Raw genomic sequence first — 24,513 nt, 5'->3', positions numbered from 1 at the left:
CTTAACCTTTTTTTATTAGTATTATCTCAAATTTTTTAAATAAAGGGTTAAAAATGGGAGTAAATGTAGCGATAAATGGATTCGGAAGAATCGGAAGATGTCTTAGTAGAATAATTCTTAGCGAAAACAAGCTAAATTTGGTGGCAATTAATTGCTCGTGGGATATGAAAAGTATTAAATACCTTCTAAAATACGATAGCGTTCATGGGAATTTCAATCAAGAAATTGATAATGATGGAGAAGATGTATTAATAGTAGGAAATAAAAGAATTCAAATAATTAGAAGTAGAGAAATTGAAAATATTGATTTTGCTAAATACGGAGCTAGTTTAGTTTTTGAATGCACGGGAGCTTTTTTAACACAAGAAAAAACTAAAGCTTATTTAGATAATGGTATTAAAAAAGTAATCATGTCAGCACCACCAAAAGATAATACTCCTATGTTTGTAATGGATGTAAATCATAATAATTATAAAGGTGAAGCAATTATTTCAAATGCAAGTTGCACAACAAACTGCCTTGCACCAATGGCAAAAGTTTTAGATGAAAATTTTGGTATTAAAAAAGCCTTAATGAATACAATTCACGCTTATACAGCAACTCAAGAGCTTTGCGATACAAAATGCCCTAAAGATATTAGAAGGGGTCGTGCAGCAGCACTAAACTTAGTTCCTTCAAGCACAGGTGCAGCTAAATCAATAGGAAAAGTTATACCAAATCTTTTAGGTAAAGTTGATGGTCAAAGCGTAAGAACTAGCTTAGCAAATGTTTCAATGCTAGATTTAACATTATTACTAGAGAAAAAAACTTCAAAAGAAGAAATAAACGAAACCTTTATAAAAGCTAGTAAAAATATGAGCGAAATATTAGCGATTGATTATGATTGCTGCGTTTCAAGTGATTTTTGCACTAGCACTTATGGTTGTGTTTTTGTTCCTGATTTAACTCAAATAATTGATGAAGATTTTGTAAAAGTTCTAGCTTGGTATGACAACGAATACGGATATTCATATCAATTAAATAGACTAGCTCAACATATTAGCAAGGAGTTATAAAATGCCTTTAATTTCCATAAAAGATGTTGATTTAACAAATAAATGTGTTTTTATTAGATGTGATTTTAACGTTCCGCAAGATGAGTTCGGAAATATTAGTGATGATAGAAGAATAAAATCTGCTATTCCTACTATTAAATACTGCCTTGATAATGATGCTAGAGTAATTCTTGCAAGCCATTTAGGTCGCCCAAAAGAAGTAAGCGATAAATATTCATTAAAACCTATTGCAAAAAGACTTTCAAAACTACTAGGAACTGAAGTAATTATGGCAAATGATGTAATAGGAGATGATGCTAAGGCTAAAGCTAGTGAATTAAAGCAAGGTGAAGTTTTATTGCTTGAAAATCTAAGATTTATTAAAGGTGAAACAAAAAATGATGAAGAACTAGCTAAAAGCTTGGCTTCAATGTGTGATGTATATTGCAATGATGCTTTTGGAGTTTGTCATAGAGCACATTCAAGCGTTGAAGCAATTACTAGATTTGCTAAAGAAATTTGTGCAGGATTTTTACTACAAAAAGAATTTAATTTCGCTCAAGATTTATTAAAATCACCTGCTAGACCATTTGTAGCTGTTGTTGGTGGTAGTAAGGTTAGCGGAAAATTACAAGCTTTACACAACCTACTTCCTAAGGTAGATAAAATTATCATAGGTGGTGGAATGGCATTTACTTTTCTTAAAGCAAATGGCTTAAATGTAGGCAATTCTATCGTAGAAGATGATTTAATTGAAGATGCTAAACAAATTATGCAAACAGCAAAAGAACTTGGAGTTAAGCTATATTTACCTGTTGATGTGCTTGCAGCTCAAAGCTTTTCAAATGATAGTGTTGTTAAAAAAGTTAGCGTTCAAGAAATACCAAATGGCTGGATGGGGCTTGACATTGGACCTGCTAGTTCAATATTATTTAAAGAGATTTTAAGTGATGCTCAAACTATATGGTGGAATGGACCTATGGGAGTTTTTGAGTTTGATAAATTTTCTAAAGGTAGCTTTAAAATGAGCCATTATATAAGCGATTCTTACGCAACTAGCGTTGCTGGTGGTGGAGATACTGCTGATGTTATAAATCGTGCAGGAGATGCTGATGATTTTAGCTTTATTTCTACTGGCGGTGGAGCTAGCTTAGAACTAATTGAAGGTAAAGAATTACCTGCTATAAAACCACTTATATTAAAGGAAGAATATTAATGATTATTGCTGCAAATTTTAAATGTAATCACACTAGAAAAGGCTTTGCTGAATATGCAAAAAAGCTTAATGCTTATCTTAGATTTAGCGACTTTTCAAACCTAGAAGTTATAGTTGCTCCGAGCGCAACTTCATTTATTGATAGTGAGTTTAGCTTCATTCAAGCTGCACAAAATATATACCCAGCTTATAATGGAGCATTTACAGGAGAAATAGGATTATCTCACTTGCAAGAATTTGGGATAAAAACTATTATTTTAGGTCATTGTGAAAGAAGAAATTTGGGTGAAAATGATGAATTTTTGGCACAAAAATTTGATTTTTGTGCTGAAAACGATTTAAGAGTTATTTATTGCATAGGAGAAGATTTTGCTACTTATGAAAAGAACAAAAGCATAGAATTTTTAGAAAAGCAACTTAATGCAATTGATTTAAAATACAATAAATTAATTCTAGCTTATGAGCCAATTTATAGTATCGGCAAAAGCGCTGCAAAATTAGAAGATATTGAAAAAATTATGCAATATCTAAAAAGCAAAACAAAACAACCTATTTTATATGGTGGTAGTGTTAATTCTAGCAATATTGCTGAGATTAATAGACTTTGTGATGGTGTTTTGGTTGGTGGCGCTAGTCTTAATGTAGATGGCTTTATAGATTTAATAAATGCTGCAATAAGGGGCTAATTTGATAGGCTTAATCGGCGGGATGAGTTATGCTAGCACTATAACTTATTATAAATTAATAAATGAGTTTAGCCAAACTCATCATAATTCTTTATCTCGTGCAAAGATTTTAATATCAAGCGTAGATTTTGATGAGATTGAAAAATATCAACATAATAATGAGTGGCAAAAAGCTGCAAGTTTATTAAACGAAGAAGCAAAAAGATTAGAAAAAGCTGGTGCAAGTATAATCGCACTTTGCACAAATACTATGCATAAAGTTGCAAATGAATTGCAAAAAGATTTAAAGGCAAAATTCATCCATATAGCCCATTCAAGCCTTGATGAGCTAAATCTCAATAATATAAAAGATGTTTTATTGCTAGGCACTAAATACACTATGCAAGAAGACTTTTATAAAAATGAGCTAAAAGGCTTAAATGTTATCACTCCAAATAACGATGATATGAATACGATAAATGATATTATCTTTAATGAACTTTGCAAAGATTTAATAATACAAAGTAGCAAAGAAAAGTTTATAAATATCGTAAATAAACATAAAGTTCAAGGAGTTTTACTAGCCTGCACTGAGATTTCACTACTAATTAACGAAAGTGATTTTGATAATTTAAGGGTATTTGATACAACTTACATTCATGCAAAAGATATTTTTAATCAAAGCTTAAAGAATTTGAATTAGGAATTAGCTTTAGGCTAATTCTTATTAAATCTATATTTTAATTAATATTTACACTTATAAAACGCTTTTTGTTTTATCACTTGATTATTGTTGTTGTATCCTTGATAATACTCATCTTTAGAATACTCAAAAAACTCAAGATAAAAATCTATATGCTTATTTTGTAATTTTATATTTTTCATCATACTGCAAATTTCATTGCTTGTAGTTCTATCTACATTATTATAAATATTTAAATAAATATTATTAAAAGCCGAATCGTATAAAACATAAGCTTTATTATCACAATCTTCTTTAGAGTTGCAATAATTATTTTTAATAAGAATTTCTTGTATTTTATCAATAGATAAACTAACGGTATCTATAATCTCACTATCAGCTTTGCCATAACTTAAAAAAACTAAAAAACCAACAATAAAAAAGATTAGAAAAATCATTATATATAATACAGTTTTAAACAATTTAAGTATTTTCATCAAACCATACCTTTAGCTCTATTAATCAAACCAATTATAACGCTTGATATTGTGGTTTTGTAAAATTTCAATAAAACTATTAAACTCATCTTGAGAAAACAATTCTTGATTTATATGTAAAGGTAATTTAAATTTTTTAAATTTTAACATCAAAGAACACATAACACCACAATTAGGCAAATAAGATTTAAACTCATTATAATAAAATTTTTGCATAAAAAATGCTCTCCTAATTACGAAAAAGTCTTGATAACAAACAATAAATTTAATATCAAACAAGTAAAAAAATCCATAAAAAGTAAAAAATATTAAAAATATACCAACGATTTTTGCAAGAATACTTTCTAAAAGTATAGAGCCAATGCCAAATAATAGCATTGTTAAATGCACGATAACAGCAAGTGTATAATAAATAAAAAGCGATTTTTTTCTAGTCATTATAAATATAGCTTCATTATCATTCTTCATTTTCTCTCCTTATTTATATAAATTTTAAAAAGAATTTGAAATAGGAATTAACTATCTTTTATAATCTAAATCTACCTTTAGAACTTATTGCTTTATATCTATTTTCAATATAACCACAACTATCTATAAAAAACTCTTCACTAACTTCTTTAAAATCATTATTTTCATCAAAGTAATAATACTTCACAAACAATCTTTCAGATTCAAAAACAAATGAAGTTTCATTATAAAAATATTTATCATTTTTTATTACTAGCTCATTATTAAAATTATTTATTTTTGAAGTTTTTAATAAGTCTTTGTTAAATTCTTTTATTTCTTTTATTTCATCTATGTTTTTATAATTTTGAACTTTTTCTAATTTTTCTACATTTGCATGACGATTAAAATAATCTTTTATAGCGAGTTTTTGTCGTTCTAGGTATTCAATTCTACACTTATAGCCGAATTTATTATAATCTATTTTATAAGTTTTATCGGTATTAAAATCATAATAGCTCAAATTATTCTCACTTAGGTCTGCTTCAATTCTATATAATTTTGATTTAAGCTCATTAAATTCTTTTAATGGGTCGGTATTATTACTTATAAAATAAGTTAATGCAAAATAACACAAAGCAAGTATTAAACATAATAAACCTATAACAAATATCAGTGTTTTTATTAATTTAACTATTCTAAAAAACATTTAAAATCCTAATAATTATTAATTATTTTCATATTATCTCTTTTACTACATACGCTCAATATAACCACAATCATCTATTAAAAACTCATAATTTTCTTCAAGCAAATTATTATTAAAATCAAAGTAGTAATATTTTACAAATAATTTTCCATCTTTAAAAATAAAAGAATTTTTATCATAAAAATGCCCAAAGCCATCAATTGTTAGCTCGTAATTAAATTCATAGATTTGTGAAGTTTCTAATAAATCTTTGCTAAATTTTTTTATTTCTTTTATTTCATCTATACTTTTATAATTATTGATTTTTTCTAATTGCGTTTGTAGGTATCTCTCAAAAAAATTTTGAATAGCGTATTCTTGTTTTTGTAACTCATCAATAATGCAACCATATCCAAGTTCATTGTAATTTACCTTATATGTTCTTTTATCACCAAAATCATAATATGGTTTATATCCTTGCTTTAATAAAATTTCTTCAACTTTTTTTAATTCTTTAGTTACTTTAACAAAATCACTATAATCGTAAGGTTGAAAAAAATTATATATCGTCATAGAAACAATACCAATCATTAAAATTATTAATGCAAAAAGAAGTACAAACAAATAATATAATGATTTTTTTATAAACTCTATCAGCTTAGAATACATTTATCGCTCCGTCTGTTTAAATTGCAATAATATATCTAAAAATAATTATTAAAATTATTTAATCAAATTCCTATTTCAAATTCTAAGGATTTTGCAAGGAATTTGAATTAGGAATTTGCTTTGTAATGAATCTCTTCAATTCTTTTATTTTTATAAATTAAAGTTATGAAAATTGTCTTGCCAAACACTACATTTTTATAACAAATATTAGCGTTTTTATAACATCTTAGCATTTTAAATTCTTTAAAATATTCATAAACTTCATAAGGATTTTTATCCTTTATGTTTTCATTAAGGGCTTTAATTAAATTGATATCATCTACTAAAAAATAATCATCAAAATTAATCTTTTTAGCCTTTATAATCTGCATTATAAGTTCATTTGGCTGTTTTAAAAAATAATCATAATATTTATAAGCACAAAATACCAATAATAAAGCCAAAGCAAATACTTGATATTTAACTACATTCTTATTAAAAAGCTTATAAATCATGAAAAACAAAATCGCATAAATAAGATCTAAAATAAAATCATTTTTTACATAAAGATTAAACAAAGCATTAGCTAAAGCAATAAACATTACATAAAATAATAAATGCTTTAAAACACTATAAAACCTATCTTTTAAATATATTTCAAAGTTTTTTGACCTTTTAGAAATTATGCAATAAAGCATAAAACATAAGCTTGAAATTATAAAATAAATTATGAAATCTAAGTGATTATTAAAGCTTAGTGGATTTATATAAACTAAATAAAACAAAACTAAAGCTACAAAAAAGCAAAACCAAGCTAGATAAAAAAGCATATTTTTAATTAAGAAAATAAAATCATTTTTAAAAGCCATTACTATATCCTTCTAGCTTATACCCTATTGTGTTTTGCTAAATTTTTAGATAATTTATGTATTATGATATTAATAACTTTATCGTTTTCAAGTGCAAAATCAATACCAATTACTTCACCTAAAATCATTTTATAGCAATAAAAATAATCTGGCTCTTTCGTATCTAAATCATATTGCTTTAAAATTTCTTTTATTTCACTATAACTTTTGCCTTTGATTTGATTATTTATATCATCATAGATACTACTATCATTTACAAAATAACCATTTTCGTATTTTCTAGGTTCTAACTTAGCTTGTAAAATCTTTGTTATAAAAGCATTTGGTTGTTTTATATAATCATTATAATACCAATAAGCACAAAATATAGCAAAAAATAAAATAAAATATATTTTAAAATAAATCTTATAGTTCTTACAAACTCTAATAAGATATAAATATACAATGCCAGAAATTATTACATATACAATATTAGCAGTAATTTGAACATTTTTATAAGCAATATCATTATAAAGACACATAACATATATAATTTTCATAAAATACAAGCAAGATATGTAAAACATAATATTTTTTAAAATTAAATAAAATTTATCTTTAAAGATTATTTGATTTTTTACATCATTTTTAGTTGTAAAAAGATATGCTCTATAAAAAATAAAAGTACAAAACCAATAGACAACATCACCTAGATAGAAAAAAGCTACAAAAAAGCAAAACCAAGCTGTATAAAAAAGTATATTTTTAATTAAAAAAATAAAATCATTTTTAAAAGCCATTTCATTCCTTTATACCCTATCCCAAAAGCCTAATTCCTATTTCAAATTCTTTTATATTTTTTGCAGTTTTTTTATCTCATCTCTATAAAATGCCGCTTGTTCAAAATCAAGCTCTTTTGCTGCAAGGTGCATTTTTTCTCTTAATTCTTTTACTAATTTTGCTCGCTCATTTGCTGGCATTTTTTCTATTTTGCTCTTTTTAAGAGTTTCATCAGTTTGTTTTAATGTATGCTCTAATTTTCGCTCAACACTTCTTGGAATAATTCCATGCTCTTTATTATAAGCTTGTTGAAGACTTCTTCGCTCACTTGTAATATCAATTGCTTCTTGCATTGATTTTGTGATTTTTTTAGCATATAAAATTACTCTACCATTGACATTTCTTGCTGCTCTTCCCATTGTTTGAATTAAACTAGTAGTTGAGCGTAAAAAGCCTTCCTTATCAGCATCTAAAATAGCTATAAGACTAACTTCAGGTAAATCAAGTCCTTCACGAAGCAAGTTAATACCTATTAAAACATCGTAATCGCCATTTCTAAGACCAATTATTAATTCATTTCGCTCAATCGCATCTATATCTGAGTGCATATATTTACACTTTATCCCTAATTCTGTGTAGTATCTTTGCAATTCTTCTGCCATTTTTTTAGTTAGCGTTGTGATTAATACACGCTCATTTCTTGCGATTACCTTTTTAATCTCATCGTATAAATGCTCTATTTGGTTTTCACTATCAACTATACTAATTTCAGGATCAAGCAGTCCCGTTGGACGCATAATCTGCTGATATACACACTCACCACTAAGCTCTAGCTCTAATTCAGCCGGAGTTGCACTAACAAATAAGAAAAAGCAATCCTTATTAATAAATTCATCAAATTGTAATGGGCGATTATCCAAAGCGCTTGGCAAACGAAAGCCATAATCAACCAAAACTTCCTTTCTAGCCCTATCTCCTGCATACATTCCCCTAAATTGTGGCAAACTAACATGGCTTTCATCTACAATTACTAAAAACGGCTTTTGCTTAATCTTAAAATAATCAAATAAAGTATAAGGAGTCTCCCCTGCATTAAGCCCACTTAAATGCCTTGAATAGTTTTCTATTCCTTTAGTCATTCCGGTAGTTTCTAGCATTTCTAAATCAAATTCCACTCTTTGCTCAAGGCGTTGAGCTTCTAATAATTTGCCTTGCTTTTTGAAATATTCAAGCCTTTCATCAAGCTCATTTTTTATATCTATACAAGCTTTTTCAAGCGTAGGTTTTGCAACGATGAATTGATTTGCAGCATAAAGAGTAAATTTATCTAAATCTTTGATTTTTTTATTATCAAATGTATTAAAAGTATAGATTTTTTCTAATTCATCATCAAAAAACTCAAGTCTTATGGCATCATCTTCATAATAAGCTGGATAAATATCTATTATTTCTCCATTTACTCTAAAATTTGCTCTATCAAAAAATGTATCATTTCTACTATATCCCATAGCTACTAGATGAAGTAATAATTCTTTTTGTTTATAGCATTTACCTACTTCAAAAAACTCTACCATTCCTATATATTCAGCAGGATTTCCTAAACCATAATTAGCACTTACACTTGCAATGCAAACACAATCATCATAAGCTAAAAGCGAAGCGGTTGAGCTTAGGCGAAGTCTTTCTAAATCGCTATTAACTGCACTATCTTTTTCTATAAATGTATCGGTTCTTGGAATATAAGCTTCAGGCTGATAATAATCATAATAACTTATGAAATACTCCACATGATTTTTAGCAAAAAAGCCCTTAAATTCGCTATATAATTGAGCGCAAAGTGATTTATTGTGACTCATTATTAGTGTTGGCATTTTAAGTTCATTTATAACATTTGCCATAGTAAAGGTTTTACCTGAGCCAGTAACCCCTAAAAGAGTTTGATATTTATTACCATTCTTTATACCTTTTACAATTTTTTCTATTGCTTGTTTTTGATCTGGTGATGGTGTATAATTACTTGTTAGTTCTAACATTTTTATCCTAAAAACATTTTTTTTATTATTATATTAACTATAAATAATTAAAATCATAGCTTTAAAATTTTACTAAGGATAAACAAAATGAGCGATAACATAACAAACACTTTAAGTCAAAAAATAGTTGAATTAATGGAAAAATATAAATACCTTGTTAGTGAAAATGAAAGACTTATGAATGAACTAACACAAGCAAAAGCAAAATGTGAAGCACAAGCTTATGAAATAAGCAAATTAGAAGAAGAATTATTAAATAAGAATTTAATAGAAGAAGAAACATTAAGATCAATCGAGCAACTACTTGGAAACAACTAAGTTTACGATAACCCTAGGAGCTAGGGGTTATAATTTCAATGTTCCGACTAAGGATTTTTTAGCTTATTTAAATGATGATATTAAGAAAATTAATCCTAGTAATGGCAATATTGAAATTCCACAATTTATTAATTTATACCTTAAGAAGTGTTATTCACACTTTCAATTAATGCAAGAATTTGAAAAAGCAAAAGAAGAAAACGAAAGATTAAAATCAGAATTACAAAACTTAAGAAATGAATTGGTAGATATTCTAAATATTCTTAATCATAAAGGAAAAGCAGATGAAGAAAGCCTTTAGTATGATAGAAATGATTTTTGCAATTGCAGTTATAGGAATATTATCAGCGATTGCGATACCTAAAATGATGGCAAACAGAGAAACAGCTCATATTGTTAAATTAAAAGAACAAGTTGAAGCTATTAGAAAAGGTATTGAAACCTACGCAGGAAATCAATATCTTGAAAAAGGATTTAAAGAATATCCAAAGAATACTTTATGTGCATATAAAAATCCAGCATTTTATAACAATATGACTTGTAAAGGAGCTAAAGTTTTTGCGGATAAAGTAGCTACCGGAATACACAGAAGAGCTGCTAATTCTATTGGTTGGGATAATTTTGATGAAGATTTAATTTTTGTAACAAATTCAAAAAATAAAAGAGCTGTTTTCTTTAATTATGATGAAAATTTAGGAACTTTTAAATGCGATACAAGTAAAGCTAGGGGTGGCTGGGCAGCAGAAAATTGTTCTATTATAGGAGAGTAATATGAAAAAAGCTATGAGTATGATAGAAATTATTTTCGTAATCGTAATTATAGGAACTTTAGCAGGAGTTGCAATACCGAAATTATTCGCTGGTCGTGATGATGCTTATGCTTTAAAACTAAAAGAACAACACGCTTTAATCATCACTAATTTAGAGCAATATTCTCAAAGTATGCTTTATGAAACAGGTTCAAAAAAATTCCCTAAAAATATATATTTTGGAAATAAGACCGGGGTAGTTACGGATAGTGAAAATTTGGTGTTTAATAAATTAGCAGAATGCAATTCTTCTAAATCAAATGCACCTTGTTGGACTTCAGTAAATAATGGCACAGGAGAAAATACTATAACATTTTATTTTAATAACAAAAAGAGCATAAGTTTTGCATATTCACAAACTAATAAAAGTTTAATTTGTAATAATATTAGTGAGTGTAATAAATTAAAAATAGGAAAATAAAGTGAAAAAAGCTTTTACTATGATTGAATTAATATTTGCCATTGTAATAATAGGAATATTATCAGCAGTTGCTTTACCTAAATTTTTTGATTTAAGATTTAAGACAGAATTAACAAGCCTAAAAACAGGAATTGATACAATTAATTCTAAAGCTAATAATCAATTACTTAAAAATATAATCATAGGTCAAAACGAAAGCTATAACGATTTTGAAAAAAAAGCAGCAGATGCTAGTAAAATTTTTACAAATTTATTTAAAGATGGTTTAGATAGAGGAGATGAGGATAAGGGTTGGTTTTTTCTTGGTTTAAAAGAAAAAGCTAACACCACATTCACACCTTGGAGTGCTACTTATGACCCTGAATTAGATTACGGAAACTATCTAACAAGCGTTAGTGATAGAGCTCAAGATGGAATTTATTTAATCTATAAGTATTCTGTTAATAGTAATATTTATTTTAATTTAATTTACAAAAGCTTAACTGGCAAATTCGAATGCGCAAAAGCAACTTGTAATGGTTGCAATAGAAGTAGAATTGATTCAATTAACAATCTAATACCTTGCTTTGAACCCGCAACAATATAATGTATTTTTATAAAGTAGCTATCCTAGGTCATAATTTAGAAGAATTAACCTACGAAAGCTCTTTAGAAATAAAATTATTCACTAAAGTTGAAGTTGAACTTAGTAAAAAAATAGTTCAAGCAGTTATAATTTCTAAATGTGAAAAACCTGAATTTAAAACAAAAGAAATTATTAAAATATACGATGATAGCCTAAGCCCTACTCAAATTGAATTAGCTAATTTTATGAGTAGATACTATGCTGCTAATATTTCATTATGTCTTGATAGCTTTGTTTTTAGTAAAAATTTAGAAAAAACCACAACTAAAATTTGTAGCGAAACTAACATAGAGCTAAATGAAAAACAAGAACAATGCTTAAAGAGTATTCAAGAAAATAAAATGAATTTAATTTTTGGAGATACAGGCAGTGGAAAAACAGAAATATATGCAAAATTAATAGATGAATGCATAAAAAGCGGAAAACAAGCTTTGTTTTTAATGCCTGAGATTAGCCTAACTCCGCAAATGCAAAAAAGAATGAAAGTATATTTTAAAGATTCATTCATAACTTGGCATAGCAAGATAACTAAGGCAAAAAAACAAAAAGATTTAATAGAATTTGAATTAGGAAATAAGCCTTTAGTAATCGGAGCAAGATCAGCACTTTTTTTACCATTTACTAATCTAGGCTTAATCATTGTAGATGAAGAACACGATAATTCGTATAAATCTTCAAAATATCCTTGTTATAACGCTAGAGATTTAGCCATTTATCTAGCTAGTATTTCAAATGCTAAAATAGTCTTAGGTTCTGCAACACCAAGTCTTCAAAGTTTTTTTAATACTAATATTAATAAGTTTAGACTTAAAGGAACGTATTTTAAAAGCGAAAAAGAAATTCTTTTTGATAGCGATAATGAAATAATAAGTCCATATTTACTAGATTTATTAGAAGAAAATTTAGAGAAAAAAGAACAAAGTATGATTTTCTTACCAGTTCGTGGAAATTATAGACAAGTAGTTTGCAAAGACTGCAATACAAGAAAAATTTGCCCTAATTGTTCAGTTCCAATGAGCTTACACAATAAAACTTATAAGTGCCATTATTGTGGTAAAAAAGAATATTTAAAAAACACTTGCGAAAATTGTGGTAGCACGATGCTTGAGAGTAAAATCATAGGCACAGCACAATTATGCGAAAATCTTAAAATCGCCCTACCTAGTGCAAGAATAGCTAAATTAGATAGCGATGAGCTAAGCTCAAACACAAAATTAAAAGAAATCTTAGAAGAATTTGAATTAGGAAATATAGATATTTTAGTAGGAACTCAACTTATCTCAAAAGGACATGATTATAAAAATGTTACATTTTGTGCGATTTTAGGTCTTGATGAGTATTTATTCTATCCTGATTTTAAAGCTCGTGAAAATACACTTGCACTTGCTATTCAAGTAGCAGGTCGTGCAGGAAGAAGCAAAAAAGCAAAAGTTTTAATCAATACTCAAAATAAAGATTTTTTTGAAAAATATCTAACAAATTATGATGAGTTCTTAGAAGATGAAAAATTATATAGAAACAATTACCCACCATTTAAAAGATTATTAAGGCTAATAATATCATCAACAAATGAAATGGAAGCTTCTAATTTATGTGATGAACTAGCAAATCATCTAAAAAATAGTAAAGAAAATTACGATGATTACGAAATTATTGGCTATGGAAAATGCGCCATTGAAAAGATAGATAAAAAATACAGATATTATGTATTAATTAGATCAAGCAAGAAAATTTTGTTAAGTAAATTAGCAAGCCATTATAAAAAGTTACAAAAAGTAACAATAGATATTGACCCTATTCATTTTTCGTAAAAATATACTAATTCATTATTTAAATAACCTACAATTTTTAAAAATTTTAAAGGAGTTAACATGGCATTTTTAGATGAATATCAAAAATTAGTTGATGAGCGTGCGGCTTTAAATGTCCCTGCACTAGCGTTAAATGTAGAGCAAACTAAGAAATTATGTGAGTTGTTAGAAAATAACGATAGCAATAGTGAAAAATTAAAAGATTTATTAGCTAATCGTGTTGGTGTTGGTGTTGATGATTCGGCATTAATTAAGTGTGATTTTTTAGAAAAAATCTTATTTGATAAAAGCAAATGCACCTGTATATCAAAAGCTGAAGCAATTTCAATGCTAAGCACAATGCTAGGTGGATACAATGTAAGAGTATTGTTAAAAGCATTAGAAAACAACGAAATAGCAGAACTTGCTGCAAATGCTTTAGAAGATATTATTTTCGTTCATGATGGTTTTGATAAAGTTGTAGAACTTCATAAAAATGGTAATAAATACGCTACAAAAGTTCTTACAAGCTGGGCAAATGCTGAATGGTTTATCAAAAGAGCAGAAGTTGCAAAGCAAATTGAATGCGTTTGCTTTAAGGTAAATGGCGAAACAAATACCGATGATTTAAGCCCTGCTAGTGAAGCATTTACAAGAAGTGATATTCCTTTACACGCTCAAGCAATGCTTGTAAGAAGACAAGAAGGAAGTATTGAAAAAATCGCAGAACTTAAAAAAGCAGGAGTTGAAGTTGCTTATGTAGGTGATGTTGTAGGAACTGGCTCAAGCCGTAAATCAGCAATAAATTCAGTTCAATGGCACTTAGGTAAAGATATAAAAGGAGTTCCAAATAAACGCACAGGTGGTGTTATTTTAGGTCAAACTATTGCTCCGATTTTCTTTAATACTGCTCAAGATAGTGGAGCTTTACCTATTGTTTGTGATGTAACAAGCCTTGAAATGGGTGATAAATTTATAATAGATATCGAAAAAGGCGAAATAAGAAAAGAAGGAAAGGTAATTTCTACTTTTGAGCTTACACCAAATACACTTTTAGATGAAGTTCGTGCAGGTGGTAGAATCCCACTAATTGTAGGTCGTGGATTATGTGCTAAAGCTAGAGAAGTTTTAAGAATGCCAAAAGAAGAAATATTTAAAAAACCAGCTCAACCTGAAGTTAAAGTTAAAGGTTATACCTTAGCTCAAAAAATGTTAGGTCGTGCTTGCGGCTTAGATGGAGTTGTTCCTGGAATGTATATTGAGCCAAAAACAACTACCGTTGGCTCACAAGATACAACAGGACCAATGACAAGAGACGAGATAAAAGAACTTGCAAGCTTAGGATTTAATGCTGATTTTGTTATGCAAAGCTTCTGCCATACTGCAGCTTATCCAAAATCAAGCGATGTAAATACTCATCAAACTCTACCTAGTTTTATGAGCTCAAGAGGTGGGGTATCACTTAAGCCTGGTGATGGTGTTATTCATAGTTGGTTAAATCGCTTTGCTATGCCTGATGAGGTTGGAACTGGTGCTGATTCACATACAAGATTTCCAATAGGAATAAGCTTTCCAGCTGGAAGTGGTCTAGTAGCATTTGCTGCTGTTACAGGGGCTATGCCACTTAACGTGCCTGAGAGCATTTTAGTTCGCTTTAAAGGTGAGTTACAACCTGGAGTAACTCTTAGAGATTTAGTAAATCTAATCCCTTATGTAGCGATTAAAGAAGGTTATTTAACGGTTGAGAAGAAAGGCAAAAAGAATATTTTTGCAGGTAAAATCTTAGAAATTGAAGGACTTGAAAATCTAAAAGTAGAACAAGCATTTGAATTAAGCGATGCAAGTGCTGAAAGAAGTGCAGCAGCTTGTTGTGTTAATCTTAGTAAAGAAAGCATTGCTGAATACTTAAAATCAAATATAAGCTTAATTGATGCAATGGTTGAAGCAGGTTATAATGATAAAAATACGCTTTTAAGAAGAAAGGCAAGAATGCAAGAATGGCTTAACAACCCTACTTTATTAAGAGCTGATAAAGATGCAGAGTATGAGCATATCTTTGAAATAGACTTAAATCAAGTAAAAGAGCCTATTTTAGCATGCCCTAATGATCCTGATGATGTTGCAACTTTAAGCGAAGTTTTAGCTGATAGTAATCGCCCTAAGAATATTGATGAGATATTTATAGGTTCTTGTATGACAAATATAGGACATTATAGAGCTTTAGGTGAGATTATAAAAGGTAAAGGTATGCTTAAAACTCGCCTTTGGATAGCACCTCCAACAAAAATGGACAAAGCTCAACTAACAAATGAAGGATATTACTCAATCTATGGTGCTGCAGGTGCTAGAATTGAAGTTCCTGGTTGTAGCTTATGTATGGGTAATCAAGCTCGTGTAAATGATGGAGCAATTGTGTTTAGTACAAGCACAAGAAACTTTGATAACAGAATGGGAATAGGAGCTAAAGTTTATTTAGGAAGTGCTGAGCTTGGTGCTGTTTGTGCTATCTTAGGACGCTTACCAAATCCAAGCGAATATCTTGAGCTTGTAAATGATAAATTAAACGATAGTAAAAAAGCAAATATCTACAAATATCTAAACTTTAACGAAATTGAAAACTTTAAAGTAGATTAATACTCTAGGGCTTAATGCCCTAGAATAATTATTAATAAACTTTTATAATAATTAAGCCAAATCAATAAAACAAACAAAAAAGACAAATATAATCTCATTTAAAAATTACGAAAGGAAAAATATGGAAAGTTTATATCCATTTGCACTTATTATTCATGTTTTTTGTGCGATTATTTTTGTTGGTTATTTGTTTTTTGATGTTGTTATTTTTAGTAAAGCTAAAAAGAATTTAAAACAGGAATTAAGAACTGAAGTTCAGGAAGTAATTACTAAAAAAGCTATTAAAATCATGCCTATTTGTGTGCTATTATTGCTACTTACAGGCGGAATGATGATGAGTAAATGGGTTGGTAGTCAAATCGGATATTTTGATACTACCTTTCAACAAATTTTTATGCTAAAAGTTTTCTTTGCTTGTTTGATTTTTATCATGGTTGCACTTAGTTTAAGTTATAAATTTATTCTTAAAAAACCAAACCCTTTAAATAAAATCATTCATCCATTAGCTTTAACTTTAGCAATATTAATTGTGCTTTGTGCAAAGCTTATGTTTTATGTATAAATTTCTTATTTCTTTAATAATCTTAGATGCAATTTTATGCTTGATATTTGCTAGTTTGAGCGCGTTTTTTAGCATTCAACTAGCATTTTTTGCAAATACTTTAATACCATTAATTAGCTATATAAAACTAAAAAAATCTTTACCAAAGTTTCAAATAGCTTGTATGCCAAGATTTTTTTTATATAATCCTTTAGAAATTGAACTACCAAAAAAAGGCATAAAAGAAAGCTTAAAACATTTAAAGCATTTTAATGTGTTTATAAATTTATATAAAATTTTTGCATATATTATTTTTATAATTCTAACTGGAATTTTAATTAAGAATAATCTTTTTCATGTTAGTGCATTTTTTGTAAGCTCAATATTAATATTATTAAGCATTACGATACTAAAGGCTAAAAATGGTTAAAACTATAAATTCTTTAAAGGCTTTATTATTTGCTTCACTTTTATTATTTGTAGGCAACTCGTTTTTGCTTAGCACTAATCCTATATTATTAAAAGAATTAGGTTATAACGATTTTTACATAGGCTTAATTAGTTCTTGCATATATTTAGGAGCATTAATTAGCACTTTTGCATCTCATACTTTAATTCAAAAAGTAGGACATATTAGAAGTTTTGGTTTTTTTACTTCATTATTTGCAATCGCAACCATACTTCATATAGTTATTAAAGATATATATTTATGGGCAATCTTAAGATTTATCATAGGATTTTCATACTATACATTATTAATTATCATTGAATCATGGATAAATCAAAAATCAAAAAACGAAATCCGTTCAAGAATGCTATCAATTTATGAAATAGTATTTTATTCAGGCTTTGCCATAGGTGTATTATTAATGTATTTAAAGCCTAGTTATAATAATGTTTTTATAATTGCGGTTTTGGTTATTTTATTATGTTCTTTGCCACTTAATTTATTAAAAATAAAGCAGCCAAAACTAAAAGAAAGGAAAAAAATTAGCGTTCCAAATATTTTCAATGTATCAAAATTAGCTTTTATAGCTGCTTTTGTTGGTGGATTTTTAATGAATGGGTTCTTTTCTATGTCGCAAACATATTTTCTAGCCCTAAATTATAATATTCAAGATATCTCATTGCTTATTTTTACTGCTATGCTTGGTGGATTTATAGCTCAGTTATTTATGGGTAGATTATCTGATGTTTATGGAAGAAAAATTGCTATTTTATTTTGTGTAAGCCTTGCTTTTGTTTCTAGTGTTGGTTTATATTTTTTAGCTAGCAATAAAATAGCTATTTTTATTTTTTGCTTTTTTCTTGGAATGGGGCTTTTTTGCATTTACGCATTAGCACTTGCAAGAGCAAGCGATAGAGCAAAAGAAAGCTCACAAATACTTGAAATAGGAAGAACGCTAATGTTTGCTTATGTATCAAGCTCTGTTGTATCTCCTATAATTTTAGGATATGCGATTAATACTTTTGGTGCAAATGCTTATATTTTAGTTTATATCATCTTATTATTTGGCTTAGGTGTTTTTACACTAACTCAGCCAAAAATAGATGCAACAAATAGAATTGAATACGAACAAAAACCTAGCCAGTTCGTTCATTTAGGCAACGATGAATAATATCAACACTACTTTAAATTCTTTAGTAAATAGCGACTTAGGACTAAAGCAACAAGGTGCAAACCTAAAACCAAATAATACTAAAGATATAAAAGAACCCATAAAAGAAGGAAGTTCTTTAATAAACGAAGCTATAAGCGAAGACGAAACTCTTGAGCTTGGCATTAAAAAAATTGTAAATAAATTACTAGATAGCATAAAAGCTAGTAAAGATTTAAATCAATTAGGTGAAAATGCAAAAAACATTAATATTTCTAAAAATATAGCCGAAGATTTAAAGGAATTAAAATCAATACTTAGCAAGGATAAAGATTTAGAAGTTTTTGTAAAAAAGCTTGATAATTTATTAAATACCAAAATGCAAGATTCAAAAGCATTGTTTCAAGCCTTGAATAATTCTGGTATTTTTTTAGAAAGTAAATTAAGGGCTAATCTAAACGAACAAGTATTGCCACAAAGCTTCTTTAGGCTAATTTCTTTTATGAAAAACATTAAAACAAGCGAGTTAAAAAGTGAGATTTTTAAGCTTGGACAAGAGAAAATGGACGCTAAAGAATCACTTTTAAAACTTGAAAATTTTATAAATGAAAAACTAGAAAATAAAGGCACAAATACTAATAATTCTATTATAAAAACATTTGAATTATTAAAAAATGCAAGAGCGTATTTGCAAAAAAACAATGAACCATTAAAGCTAATAGAAGTAGCGAATAAGCTAGAGAGCAAAATCAATAACGAAATAAAAAATCTCATAAACATAGAAGTAAAAAATGATAAATTAAAAACAATATTACCAAAACTAGCAAGCCTAAAATCAAGTTTGCAAGATATTAAAAACATAGCGAAAGAATTAGTAAATAACCCAGCAAATATGCATAATAATTATAAAAAGCCAAATGGGGAAAACAATATCTTAAATAAGCTTGAAAATATCAAAGAAATTCTTAAAAACAATCACGAAATCTTTAATAAATTAAGCGATATTAATAAAAACCTAAATGAAAAAGTAGAAATAAAACAAGAAAATACCTTAAATAAAACTCAAGAAAATAAAACAAATACAATCACAAAAGAAGATATTAAAGAGCAAATCAAACTACCACAAAATAAAGAAGAGATAAAAACAAGCGAAAAGCCTATTATAAAAACAAATGATGAGATTAAAAATGATTTAAAAGCATTGCAAGAAATCACAAAATCTCAAGATATTAAAGAAGAATTAAAGCTAATTTCAAATCCAGAAATCAAGCAAGTAATAAATCAAAATCAAATTATAAGCAATGTATTAAACGCAGAAAATCTAAGCCTACAAAACAAAATTGAAAACCTTACAAGATTACTTAGTGCAAACCTAAAAAACGAAGAAAGTTTTAAAAATTATGTAAGCACAAACGAGCTAAAAGGATTAAAAACTCATCTAAATCAAGCAAAAAAAGATATGGATAACATAAGCCCTAGAAATAACGAGCATATAAGCAAAGCCGTATCAAATGATGCAAAGGCGATTTTGCTTCAAACTAGCAAAATGGCTTTAGCAAAGGATAATAAAGTAGCTTATGAAATGAGTCAAAAACTATTAAATCAAATTGAATTAAACCAAATAATCTCAGTAGCAAATAACGAAGTTAATACTTATTTGCCCTACTCTATTGATGATTTAGATGAATCAAATATCAGTTTTAGAAGTGATAGTGAAGATAGATTTTACGCTCAAATTAAATTAAAATTTAAAAAATTAGGCTCTTTAAATATAATGCTTGGGCTAAATAAAGATAAATATTTAGATATAAATATGATGATAGAAAATGATGTTTTTAGGCAAACTTTGATAAATCATGCAAAAATGTTTAAAAAGGACTTAAGAAAAGCGGATTTGATAGTTTCTAATTTTTTCATTAGCAAACTTAGAGAAAATAAATATGAAGAAGAATATAAAATGAATATAGGATTTGATAAAAAAATATGAATAAAATTAAAAAAGCTCTAGCCTTAGGCTATAACAAAGAAAAAAACAACGCCCCAAAAGTAATGGCAACAGGTAGTGGCGAAATAGCCGAGCGCATTATAAAACTAGCAAATGAAAACGGAATACCAATTAAAGAAGATGAAGAATTATGCGAAGTTTTAAGTAAGCTTGAATTAGGAGAAGAAATCCCACCTGCTATGTATAAAGCAGTAGCCGAAATTTTTTCATTTATTTATAGAATGTCAAAAAAAATGGAAGAAAATTAAAAGAATTTGAAATAGGAATTTGAATTTTAAATAGCTTTCATAAGCTTAGCTTTTAGTGTATTTATAAACCAAATGCGAATGAAAGAAAAAGGGCTTGATTTTAACATCAAGCTTTGTTATATCAATATTAAAATTATTTAAAAAATATTCATACAAAAGCGAATAGTTAGATTTATCCGTATAAATACAAATAATATTCTCATCATCTTCTATTAGTAAAGTATCATAAAATCTTTGATAATTTAAAGTAAAAATTTTATAAATATTTTTAAAAAACACTAAAAGTATAAAATTACAAACACTTATAAAAATATAAAATATACTTAAAAAATTATTTAATTTATATAATTGTTGTTTGCTTTGAATATTAAGGCAGGTTTTATAGATTTTAGCATTTTTTAAATATATTGTTTTTTCTTCTTCATTAAGCTCATCTCTTTGCCTACAACTATGATTAACAAAATCTATAAAATCCTTATGAAAATATAAAATATTAGGTTTTTTAAACTTATAATGTAAATATCGCTCATCAAAATATGCAGCAATAATAAATAAATTAATACTAGAAACTTTCATGGAAAAATTGCCAATATACATAAAAACACAAAAGCAAATAAACAAAGCGCTAGAATGAACTAAACTAGTAATATAAGCGTTTTTATCTTTTAAATAAAATAAAGGCGTAAAATTACTAGAAGTTAAATATTCGCTCAAACTTTCTCCTTATTAAACTTTTCTTCTATAAGCTGTAATTGCGAAAAATCACCCCTTATATTATCATCTATTAGATTTATAATGACTGCTTTATATGTTTTATTCTTAGCTTTAAAGTAAAATCCAAGATATCTTACCACCATAAAAACTTTTTTTATATTAACCTAAATTCCTATTTCAAATTATTATAATTTTTTAAGGAATTTAAAATAGGAATTAGAAGTTTTATAATTACTTTGTTATGAGATTTATTTTTGTCTATATAATTCTAATATTTATAAAACCACCATTTAAATCTAATCTAAAATTTGCCATGCTTTCTCCTTTTATTTAAAGTTTATTTCTTCTAAGCTTTCTTTTGCTTGTTTTTCTGGGTTTAGGTTTGAATAACCACAATTATCAAATTTACGTCTATAACTACGTTTTTTCTTTATATCAGCTTCGTATGATAAAAACTCATGATTAAAAACTCTAAGTCTATATTTATACTCTTTTTCTTTATCTTCACGCTCATCAAATTCATCAAGAAGAAATAATTTATAAATTCCATATGTATAATCTTGAAAATCAAAAGCTATATCTGTATAAAAAATAACACCTTTATCAAAGGAGATAATAGGCTTAGTAAATCCTGCTATATTATTTTTAACTACTATATATTTAGTATAATCAACCGGTTCTAATTCTTTATAATTAACATATTCTTTAGAATAAACATTTTTTCTTAAGTAATCTTTGTAATTAGCTAAATTAATATCTTTGTGTATATAGTATCCACACTCACAAGTTTCGTTATAACGTATTTTCGTATATATCTTTTTGTATTCTTGTTGTTTTACAAAGTGATCAATCACCACTCTTTTATAAAGCTCATCTTTAGGTAATACCCTATCTTCTTTTAAGCAATAGCCTTGCTGATATTTTTTATAATCACTTAGAGTTACTATTCTTTCATGAGTTTTACTTGAATAATCAGGAACAACTTTTAAAAAATAACTACATAAAACAAATATTATTATCATAGGTATTATGCTATATTTAAAAGCTATTTTATTGTTAAATCTTTTTCTTAATTTAAAGAAAAATATTATAAAAAATATGATTATAAAAACTTTAAGATATATTAGTGGATAAAGTATAAGTCCTTTGTAAAATAAAATTATTATTTGACTTAAATTTTCACAAATAAAACCATTAGCTGCAAAAAAGAAAAAAAGAATTGAATAAATCACATTTACATCTGAGCCAATGCTAAAAATTACACCTGCAAAAACTGAGCCAATAGCAATCATTATTTCAATTATTATAAAAATCTTAAAAAGTATTTTTAAGATTTCTAATGTGTTTTTCATACTATAACCTTAAATGTTTTTCGTATCATAGCATTTAATAAAATAATTATCAATTTTAATATTTAAATTCCTATTTCAAATTCTAGTAATTTTTAAAAGAATTTGAAATAGGAATTAGCTTTCTTGATTAAAGCAAAAAGACTATAAAATAAGCTATCATCAATGTCTGAAATTTCTTCATTAATACCTTTATTGTTTAATAATTCTAAAAATTTTTCCAACTCATTTGGATTAAATATAGAGCAATTAATAATAGTAACAAATTTTACATAGTTATAACATAAATACAAATCTTTATTTAAAAACTTTTCTACAACTTACAAAATAATATTTATATAAATCAGCGTAATTCACCCTTGTCTTTCTAAAAATCCTAATTATTTCAAAATATTCATCATAGCATACAATTTTTCTTATTATAAGTGGCATAAGTTGGGAAATAAAGAATTACAAGCAAAATTGGTAAAACAAAAGCAATAAATGCTATAAAACCACCTATTGAAAGACTTAAAATTATCGTAAAAAACATAAAAACAATAATATATTTTAATAAAAACAAAGCTTTAAATATTGTATATAATTTGTTCTTTTTGCAAGTTCTAATCCTTATTTAGCTTGTTTTATTCTGCCATTTTTTACTCTTCCAACGATATGTATTTGCAAGCCCACGCAAAAACTCATCAGCTACAAAGGCACTCCAAATCCCAACCATTGCAAAGCCAAAATGTATTCCTAAAATATAAGCCAAAGGAACACTAACTCCCCACATAAAAATAATTCCCATATAAAACGGATATGCAGCATCACTGCTCGCTCTAAGCGAATTTACCATAACGATATTCATAGCCCTTGAGGTCTCTAAAACAAAAGAAATAATGAAAAGTGGCTTAATAATCTTAATCAAATCATCATTTAAATCAAGTGCTTTAAAAATATAATCTTGAAATACAAACACAAAACTAGCAAAAATAAAGCTTAAAATTATTGCTATTTTTAAAATTACAAAGCTATGTTTATACGCTTTTTCGTATTCTTTTGCCCCTACTAATCTTCCTATGATTATCTCATTTGCAACACTTAAAGCCGAACTAGTTGTAAAAATAAACATTGAAATCTGAAAAAATATGCTCTGAATACTCATTGCGTCTTTTCCAAGCAAGCCAACAAAAGCAAAAACCACCATATATTGAGCCGACCAAAGTAGGTTTTCACCAGCACTAAAGCCACCTATCGTTAAAATCTTTTTAAAAATATCTTTATTAATATTGAAAAATAACTTAAAGTATATGCGTAATTTTGCAATCTTAAAATAAATATAAACAAGCATAATAAGACAAACAATTCTTGAAATAATACTTGAAATCCCAACGCCAAATAATCCTAAATCATATTTATATAAAAATATCGCATTAAAAATTATATTAACAGCATTCATCACAAGTGAAACTATCATAAGCTCTTTTGCTTTTGCATAAGTTCTAATTACCGATGATAATGCTATATTTACGCAATCAAGCAAGATTACATAAGCAATAGTTTGTAAATAAATCAAAGAATAGTTGAAAATCTCATCAGGAACATTGAGTAATTTAAGCATTTTAAAATCAAAAAAATGAATTATAAAAAATATAAATATTCCTAAAATCACATTAAAAGATAAGCTTATATGAGCTGATTTTATTGCTAGATTTTTGTTATTTGCTCCTAGTGCTTGAGAGATTAATACGCTAGAGCCAATTGATAAAAATGAAAAAATCGTAGTAGCTATTATAAAGATTTGATTCGCACTACTCATAGCTCCTATTAAAAATACATTGTATCTGCTAATCATAATAGTATTTATAACTACCGAGCTAAATCTTAGCAGCATTTCTAAGTAGATATTTAAAGATAATTTAAAAAAATTGATTTCTTTCATGT

The 24,513-nt window shown here is 27.1% G+C and carries 27 protein-coding genes; 16 read left to right on the top strand and 11 right to left on the bottom strand.

The features are described 5' to 3' along the window. Positions 1-53 precede the first annotated feature (53 nt). Genes gap through AVANS14531_RS01740 form a run of 4 tightly spaced genes read left to right on the top strand, consistent with a single transcriptional unit; the run spans position 54 to position 3,618 of the window. Complete coding sequence (gene gap / locus AVANS14531_RS01755) at positions 54-1,055, top strand: type I glyceraldehyde-3-phosphate dehydrogenase (protein WP_336611096.1); 1,002 nt, start codon at positions 54-56, stop codon at positions 1,053-1,055. A 1-nt stretch (position 1,056) separates the two neighbouring features. Further along, entirely contained in the window at positions 1,057-2,250 is a 1,194-nt protein-coding gene (locus tag AVANS14531_RS01750; RefSeq protein WP_239816801.1) for a phosphoglycerate kinase, read from the top strand. Then, positions 2,250-2,936, top strand: a complete 687-nt coding sequence (locus tag AVANS14531_RS01745; protein ID WP_336611095.1) for a triose-phosphate isomerase — start codon at positions 2,250-2,252, stop codon at positions 2,934-2,936. Before AVANS14531_RS01750 ends, AVANS14531_RS01745 begins: the two co-directional genes overlap by 1 nt. A 1-nt stretch (position 2,937) precedes the next feature. Beyond that, positions 2,938-3,618 carry an aspartate/glutamate racemase family protein gene (locus AVANS14531_RS01740; RefSeq protein WP_336611094.1) on the top strand — a complete coding sequence of 227 codons (681 nt, stop codon included), beginning with the start codon at positions 2,938-2,940 and terminating at the stop codon, positions 3,616-3,618. 41 nt (positions 3,619-3,659) lie between these two features. Here the strand turns inward: AVANS14531_RS01740 and AVANS14531_RS01735 are convergent, their stop codons facing one another. The 7 genes from AVANS14531_RS01735 to uvrB all read right to left on the bottom strand — a co-directional run bounded on the left by AVANS14531_RS01735 (position 3,660) and on the right by uvrB (position 9,538). Then, a complete protein-coding gene (locus tag AVANS14531_RS01735; protein WP_336611093.1) occupies positions 3,660-4,094 on the bottom strand; it encodes a hypothetical protein in 435 nt (144 codons plus the stop codon). 21 nt (positions 4,095-4,115) lie between these two features. Continuing rightward, on the bottom strand, positions 4,116-4,562 hold the full coding sequence (locus tag AVANS14531_RS01730; RefSeq protein ID WP_336611092.1) for a hypothetical protein: 447 nt from the start codon (positions 4,560-4,562) through the stop codon (positions 4,116-4,118). 58 nt (positions 4,563-4,620) lie between these two features. Then, entirely contained in the window at positions 4,621-5,250 is a 630-nt protein-coding gene (locus AVANS14531_RS01725) for a hypothetical protein (RefSeq protein ID WP_336611091.1), read from the bottom strand. Between the two features lie 45 nt (positions 5,251-5,295). Continuing rightward, a complete protein-coding gene (locus AVANS14531_RS01720; RefSeq protein ID WP_336611090.1) occupies positions 5,296-5,898 on the bottom strand; it encodes a hypothetical protein in 603 nt (200 codons plus the stop codon). A gap of 107 nt (positions 5,899-6,005) precedes the next feature. After that, the gene (locus AVANS14531_RS01715) at positions 6,006-6,746 is read right to left on the bottom strand and encodes a hypothetical protein (protein WP_336611089.1); all 741 of its coding nucleotides are present in this window, start codon (positions 6,744-6,746) and stop codon (positions 6,006-6,008) included. A gap of 17 nt (positions 6,747-6,763) precedes the next feature. After that, positions 6,764-7,525 (bottom strand): hypothetical protein, encoded by a 762-nt coding sequence (locus AVANS14531_RS01710; RefSeq protein WP_336611088.1) that lies wholly within the window; start codon positions 7,523-7,525, stop codon positions 6,764-6,766. 51 nt (positions 7,526-7,576) lie between these two features. Continuing rightward, positions 7,577-9,538 carry an excinuclease ABC subunit UvrB gene (gene uvrB, locus AVANS14531_RS01705; protein ID WP_336611087.1) on the bottom strand — a complete coding sequence of 654 codons (1,962 nt, stop codon included), beginning with the start codon at positions 9,536-9,538 and terminating at the stop codon, positions 7,577-7,579. An 87-nt stretch (positions 9,539-9,625) separates the two neighbouring features. On the opposite strand from uvrB, the gene AVANS14531_RS01700 reads away from it, so the two are divergent. The 12 genes from AVANS14531_RS01700 (at position 9,626) to AVANS14531_RS01645 (ending at position 20,527) form a co-directional block, all read left to right on the top strand. After that, entirely contained in the window at positions 9,626-9,856 is a 231-nt protein-coding gene (locus AVANS14531_RS01700) for a hypothetical protein (protein ID WP_239816810.1), read from the top strand. After that, positions 9,843-10,157: a bZIP transcription factor gene (locus AVANS14531_RS01695; protein ID WP_336611086.1), complete on the top strand. Its 315-nt coding sequence runs from the start codon at positions 9,843-9,845 to the stop codon at positions 10,155-10,157. Before AVANS14531_RS01700 ends, AVANS14531_RS01695 begins: the two co-directional genes overlap by 14 nt. Next, a complete protein-coding gene (locus AVANS14531_RS01690) occupies positions 10,141-10,626 on the top strand; it encodes a type II secretion system protein (protein WP_336611085.1) in 486 nt (161 codons plus the stop codon). Before AVANS14531_RS01695 ends, AVANS14531_RS01690 begins: the two co-directional genes overlap by 17 nt. A 1-nt stretch (position 10,627) precedes the next feature. Beyond that, entirely contained in the window at positions 10,628-11,086 is a 459-nt protein-coding gene (locus AVANS14531_RS01685) for a prepilin-type N-terminal cleavage/methylation domain-containing protein (protein WP_336611084.1), read from the top strand. A 1-nt stretch (position 11,087) separates the two neighbouring features. Next, positions 11,088-11,672 carry a type II secretion system protein gene (locus AVANS14531_RS01680; RefSeq protein WP_336611083.1) on the top strand — a complete coding sequence of 195 codons (585 nt, stop codon included), beginning with the start codon at positions 11,088-11,090 and terminating at the stop codon, positions 11,670-11,672. Then, complete coding sequence (locus tag AVANS14531_RS01675; protein WP_336611082.1) at positions 11,672-13,522, top strand: primosomal protein N'; 1,851 nt, start codon at positions 11,672-11,674, stop codon at positions 13,520-13,522. Before AVANS14531_RS01680 ends, AVANS14531_RS01675 begins: the two co-directional genes overlap by 1 nt. 60 nt (positions 13,523-13,582) lie before the next feature. After that, a complete protein-coding gene (locus tag AVANS14531_RS01670; protein ID WP_336611081.1) occupies positions 13,583-16,135 on the top strand; it encodes a bifunctional aconitate hydratase 2/2-methylisocitrate dehydratase in 2,553 nt (850 codons plus the stop codon). 121 nt (positions 16,136-16,256) lie between these two features. Further along, a complete protein-coding gene (locus tag AVANS14531_RS01665) occupies positions 16,257-16,697 on the top strand; it encodes a copper resistance protein CopD (protein WP_239816817.1) in 441 nt (146 codons plus the stop codon). After that, positions 16,690-17,106 carry a hypothetical protein gene (locus tag AVANS14531_RS01660; protein ID WP_239816818.1) on the top strand — a complete coding sequence of 139 codons (417 nt, stop codon included), beginning with the start codon at positions 16,690-16,692 and terminating at the stop codon, positions 17,104-17,106. Before AVANS14531_RS01665 ends, AVANS14531_RS01660 begins: the two co-directional genes overlap by 8 nt. Then, a complete protein-coding gene (locus tag AVANS14531_RS01655) occupies positions 17,099-18,295 on the top strand; it encodes an MFS transporter (protein ID WP_336611080.1) in 1,197 nt (398 codons plus the stop codon). The genes AVANS14531_RS01660 and AVANS14531_RS01655 overlap by 8 nt, the downstream gene beginning before the upstream one ends. After that, positions 18,288-20,261, top strand: coding sequence for a hypothetical protein (locus AVANS14531_RS01650; RefSeq protein ID WP_239816820.1), 1,974 nt, complete (start codon positions 18,288-18,290; stop codon positions 20,259-20,261). Before AVANS14531_RS01655 ends, AVANS14531_RS01650 begins: the two co-directional genes overlap by 8 nt. Beyond that, a complete protein-coding gene (locus AVANS14531_RS01645) occupies positions 20,258-20,527 on the top strand; it encodes a FlhB-like flagellar biosynthesis protein (RefSeq protein ID WP_239816821.1) in 270 nt (89 codons plus the stop codon). The genes AVANS14531_RS01650 and AVANS14531_RS01645 overlap by 4 nt, the downstream gene beginning before the upstream one ends. 45 nt (positions 20,528-20,572) lie before the next feature. Here AVANS14531_RS01645 and AVANS14531_RS01640 read toward each other — a convergent pair whose 3' ends face one another. The 4 genes from AVANS14531_RS01640 to AVANS14531_RS01625 all read right to left on the bottom strand — a co-directional run bounded on the left by AVANS14531_RS01640 (position 20,573) and on the right by AVANS14531_RS01625 (position 24,511). Further along, entirely contained in the window at positions 20,573-21,241 is a 669-nt protein-coding gene (locus AVANS14531_RS01640) for a hypothetical protein (protein ID WP_336611079.1), read from the bottom strand. Beyond that, positions 21,238-21,384, bottom strand: coding sequence for a hypothetical protein (locus AVANS14531_RS01635; RefSeq protein ID WP_336611078.1), 147 nt, complete (start codon positions 21,382-21,384; stop codon positions 21,238-21,240). Before AVANS14531_RS01635 ends, AVANS14531_RS01640 begins: the two co-directional genes overlap by 4 nt. A 183-nt stretch (positions 21,385-21,567) precedes the next feature. Next, positions 21,568-22,593: a hypothetical protein gene (locus AVANS14531_RS01630; protein ID WP_336611077.1), complete on the bottom strand. Its 1,026-nt coding sequence runs from the start codon at positions 22,591-22,593 to the stop codon at positions 21,568-21,570. Between the two features lie 610 nt (positions 22,594-23,203). Beyond that, positions 23,204-24,511: an MATE family efflux transporter gene (locus AVANS14531_RS01625; protein ID WP_336611076.1), complete on the bottom strand. Its 1,308-nt coding sequence runs from the start codon at positions 24,509-24,511 to the stop codon at positions 23,204-23,206. Positions 24,512-24,513 lie beyond the last annotated feature (2 nt).

Source organism: Campylobacter sp. Cr9 (assembly GCF_020138295.1).
GTDB lineage: Bacteria > Campylobacterota > Campylobacteria > Campylobacterales > Campylobacteraceae > Campylobacter_E.
Note: the sequence above shows the minus strand (reverse complement) of the source record. Positions and strands in the feature narration are given on the sequence as shown.

Coding starts and splice junctions, on each gene's coding strand:
- gap (WP_336611096.1), top strand. CDS start 54: ATGGGAGTAAATGTAGCGATAAATGGATTCGGAAGAATCGGAAGATGT.
- AVANS14531_RS01750 (WP_239816801.1), top strand. CDS start 1,057: ATGCCTTTAATTTCCATAAAAGATGTTGATTTAACAAATAAATGTGTT.
- AVANS14531_RS01745 (WP_336611095.1), top strand. CDS start 2,250: ATGATTATTGCTGCAAATTTTAAATGTAATCACACTAGAAAAGGCTTT.
- AVANS14531_RS01735 (WP_336611093.1), bottom strand. CDS start 4,094: ATGAAAATACTTAAATTGTTTAAAACTGTATTATATATAATGATTTTT.
- AVANS14531_RS01730 (WP_336611092.1), bottom strand. CDS start 4,562: ATGAAGAATGATAATGAAGCTATATTTATAATGACTAGAAAAAAATCG.
- AVANS14531_RS01725 (WP_336611091.1), bottom strand. CDS start 5,250: ATGTTTTTTAGAATAGTTAAATTAATAAAAACACTGATATTTGTTATA.
- AVANS14531_RS01720 (WP_336611090.1), bottom strand. CDS start 5,898: ATGTATTCTAAGCTGATAGAGTTTATAAAAAAATCATTATATTATTTG.
- AVANS14531_RS01715 (WP_336611089.1), bottom strand. CDS start 6,746: ATGGCTTTTAAAAATGATTTTATTTTCTTAATTAAAAATATGCTTTTT.
- AVANS14531_RS01710 (WP_336611088.1), bottom strand. CDS start 7,525: ATGGCTTTTAAAAATGATTTTATTTTTTTAATTAAAAATATACTTTTT.
- uvrB (WP_336611087.1), bottom strand. CDS start 9,538: ATGTTAGAACTAACAAGTAATTATACACCATCACCAGATCAAAAACAA.
- AVANS14531_RS01700 (WP_239816810.1), top strand. CDS start 9,626: ATGAGCGATAACATAACAAACACTTTAAGTCAAAAAATAGTTGAATTA.
- AVANS14531_RS01690 (WP_336611085.1), top strand. CDS start 10,141: ATGAAGAAAGCCTTTAGTATGATAGAAATGATTTTTGCAATTGCAGTT.
- AVANS14531_RS01685 (WP_336611084.1), top strand. CDS start 10,628: ATGAAAAAAGCTATGAGTATGATAGAAATTATTTTCGTAATCGTAATT.
- AVANS14531_RS01675 (WP_336611082.1), top strand. CDS start 11,672: ATGTATTTTTATAAAGTAGCTATCCTAGGTCATAATTTAGAAGAATTA.
- AVANS14531_RS01670 (WP_336611081.1), top strand. CDS start 13,583: ATGGCATTTTTAGATGAATATCAAAAATTAGTTGATGAGCGTGCGGCT.
- AVANS14531_RS01665 (WP_239816817.1), top strand. CDS start 16,257: ATGGAAAGTTTATATCCATTTGCACTTATTATTCATGTTTTTTGTGCG.
- AVANS14531_RS01660 (WP_239816818.1), top strand. CDS start 16,690: ATGTATAAATTTCTTATTTCTTTAATAATCTTAGATGCAATTTTATGC.
- AVANS14531_RS01655 (WP_336611080.1), top strand. CDS start 17,099: ATGGTTAAAACTATAAATTCTTTAAAGGCTTTATTATTTGCTTCACTT.
- AVANS14531_RS01650 (WP_239816820.1), top strand. CDS start 18,288: ATGAATAATATCAACACTACTTTAAATTCTTTAGTAAATAGCGACTTA.
- AVANS14531_RS01645 (WP_239816821.1), top strand. CDS start 20,258: ATGAATAAAATTAAAAAAGCTCTAGCCTTAGGCTATAACAAAGAAAAA.
- AVANS14531_RS01635 (WP_336611078.1), bottom strand. CDS start 21,384: ATGGTGGTAAGATATCTTGGATTTTACTTTAAAGCTAAGAATAAAACA.
- AVANS14531_RS01630 (WP_336611077.1), bottom strand. CDS start 22,593: ATGAAAAACACATTAGAAATCTTAAAAATACTTTTTAAGATTTTTATA.
- AVANS14531_RS01625 (WP_336611076.1), bottom strand. CDS start 24,511: ATGAAAGAAATCAATTTTTTTAAATTATCTTTAAATATCTACTTAGAA.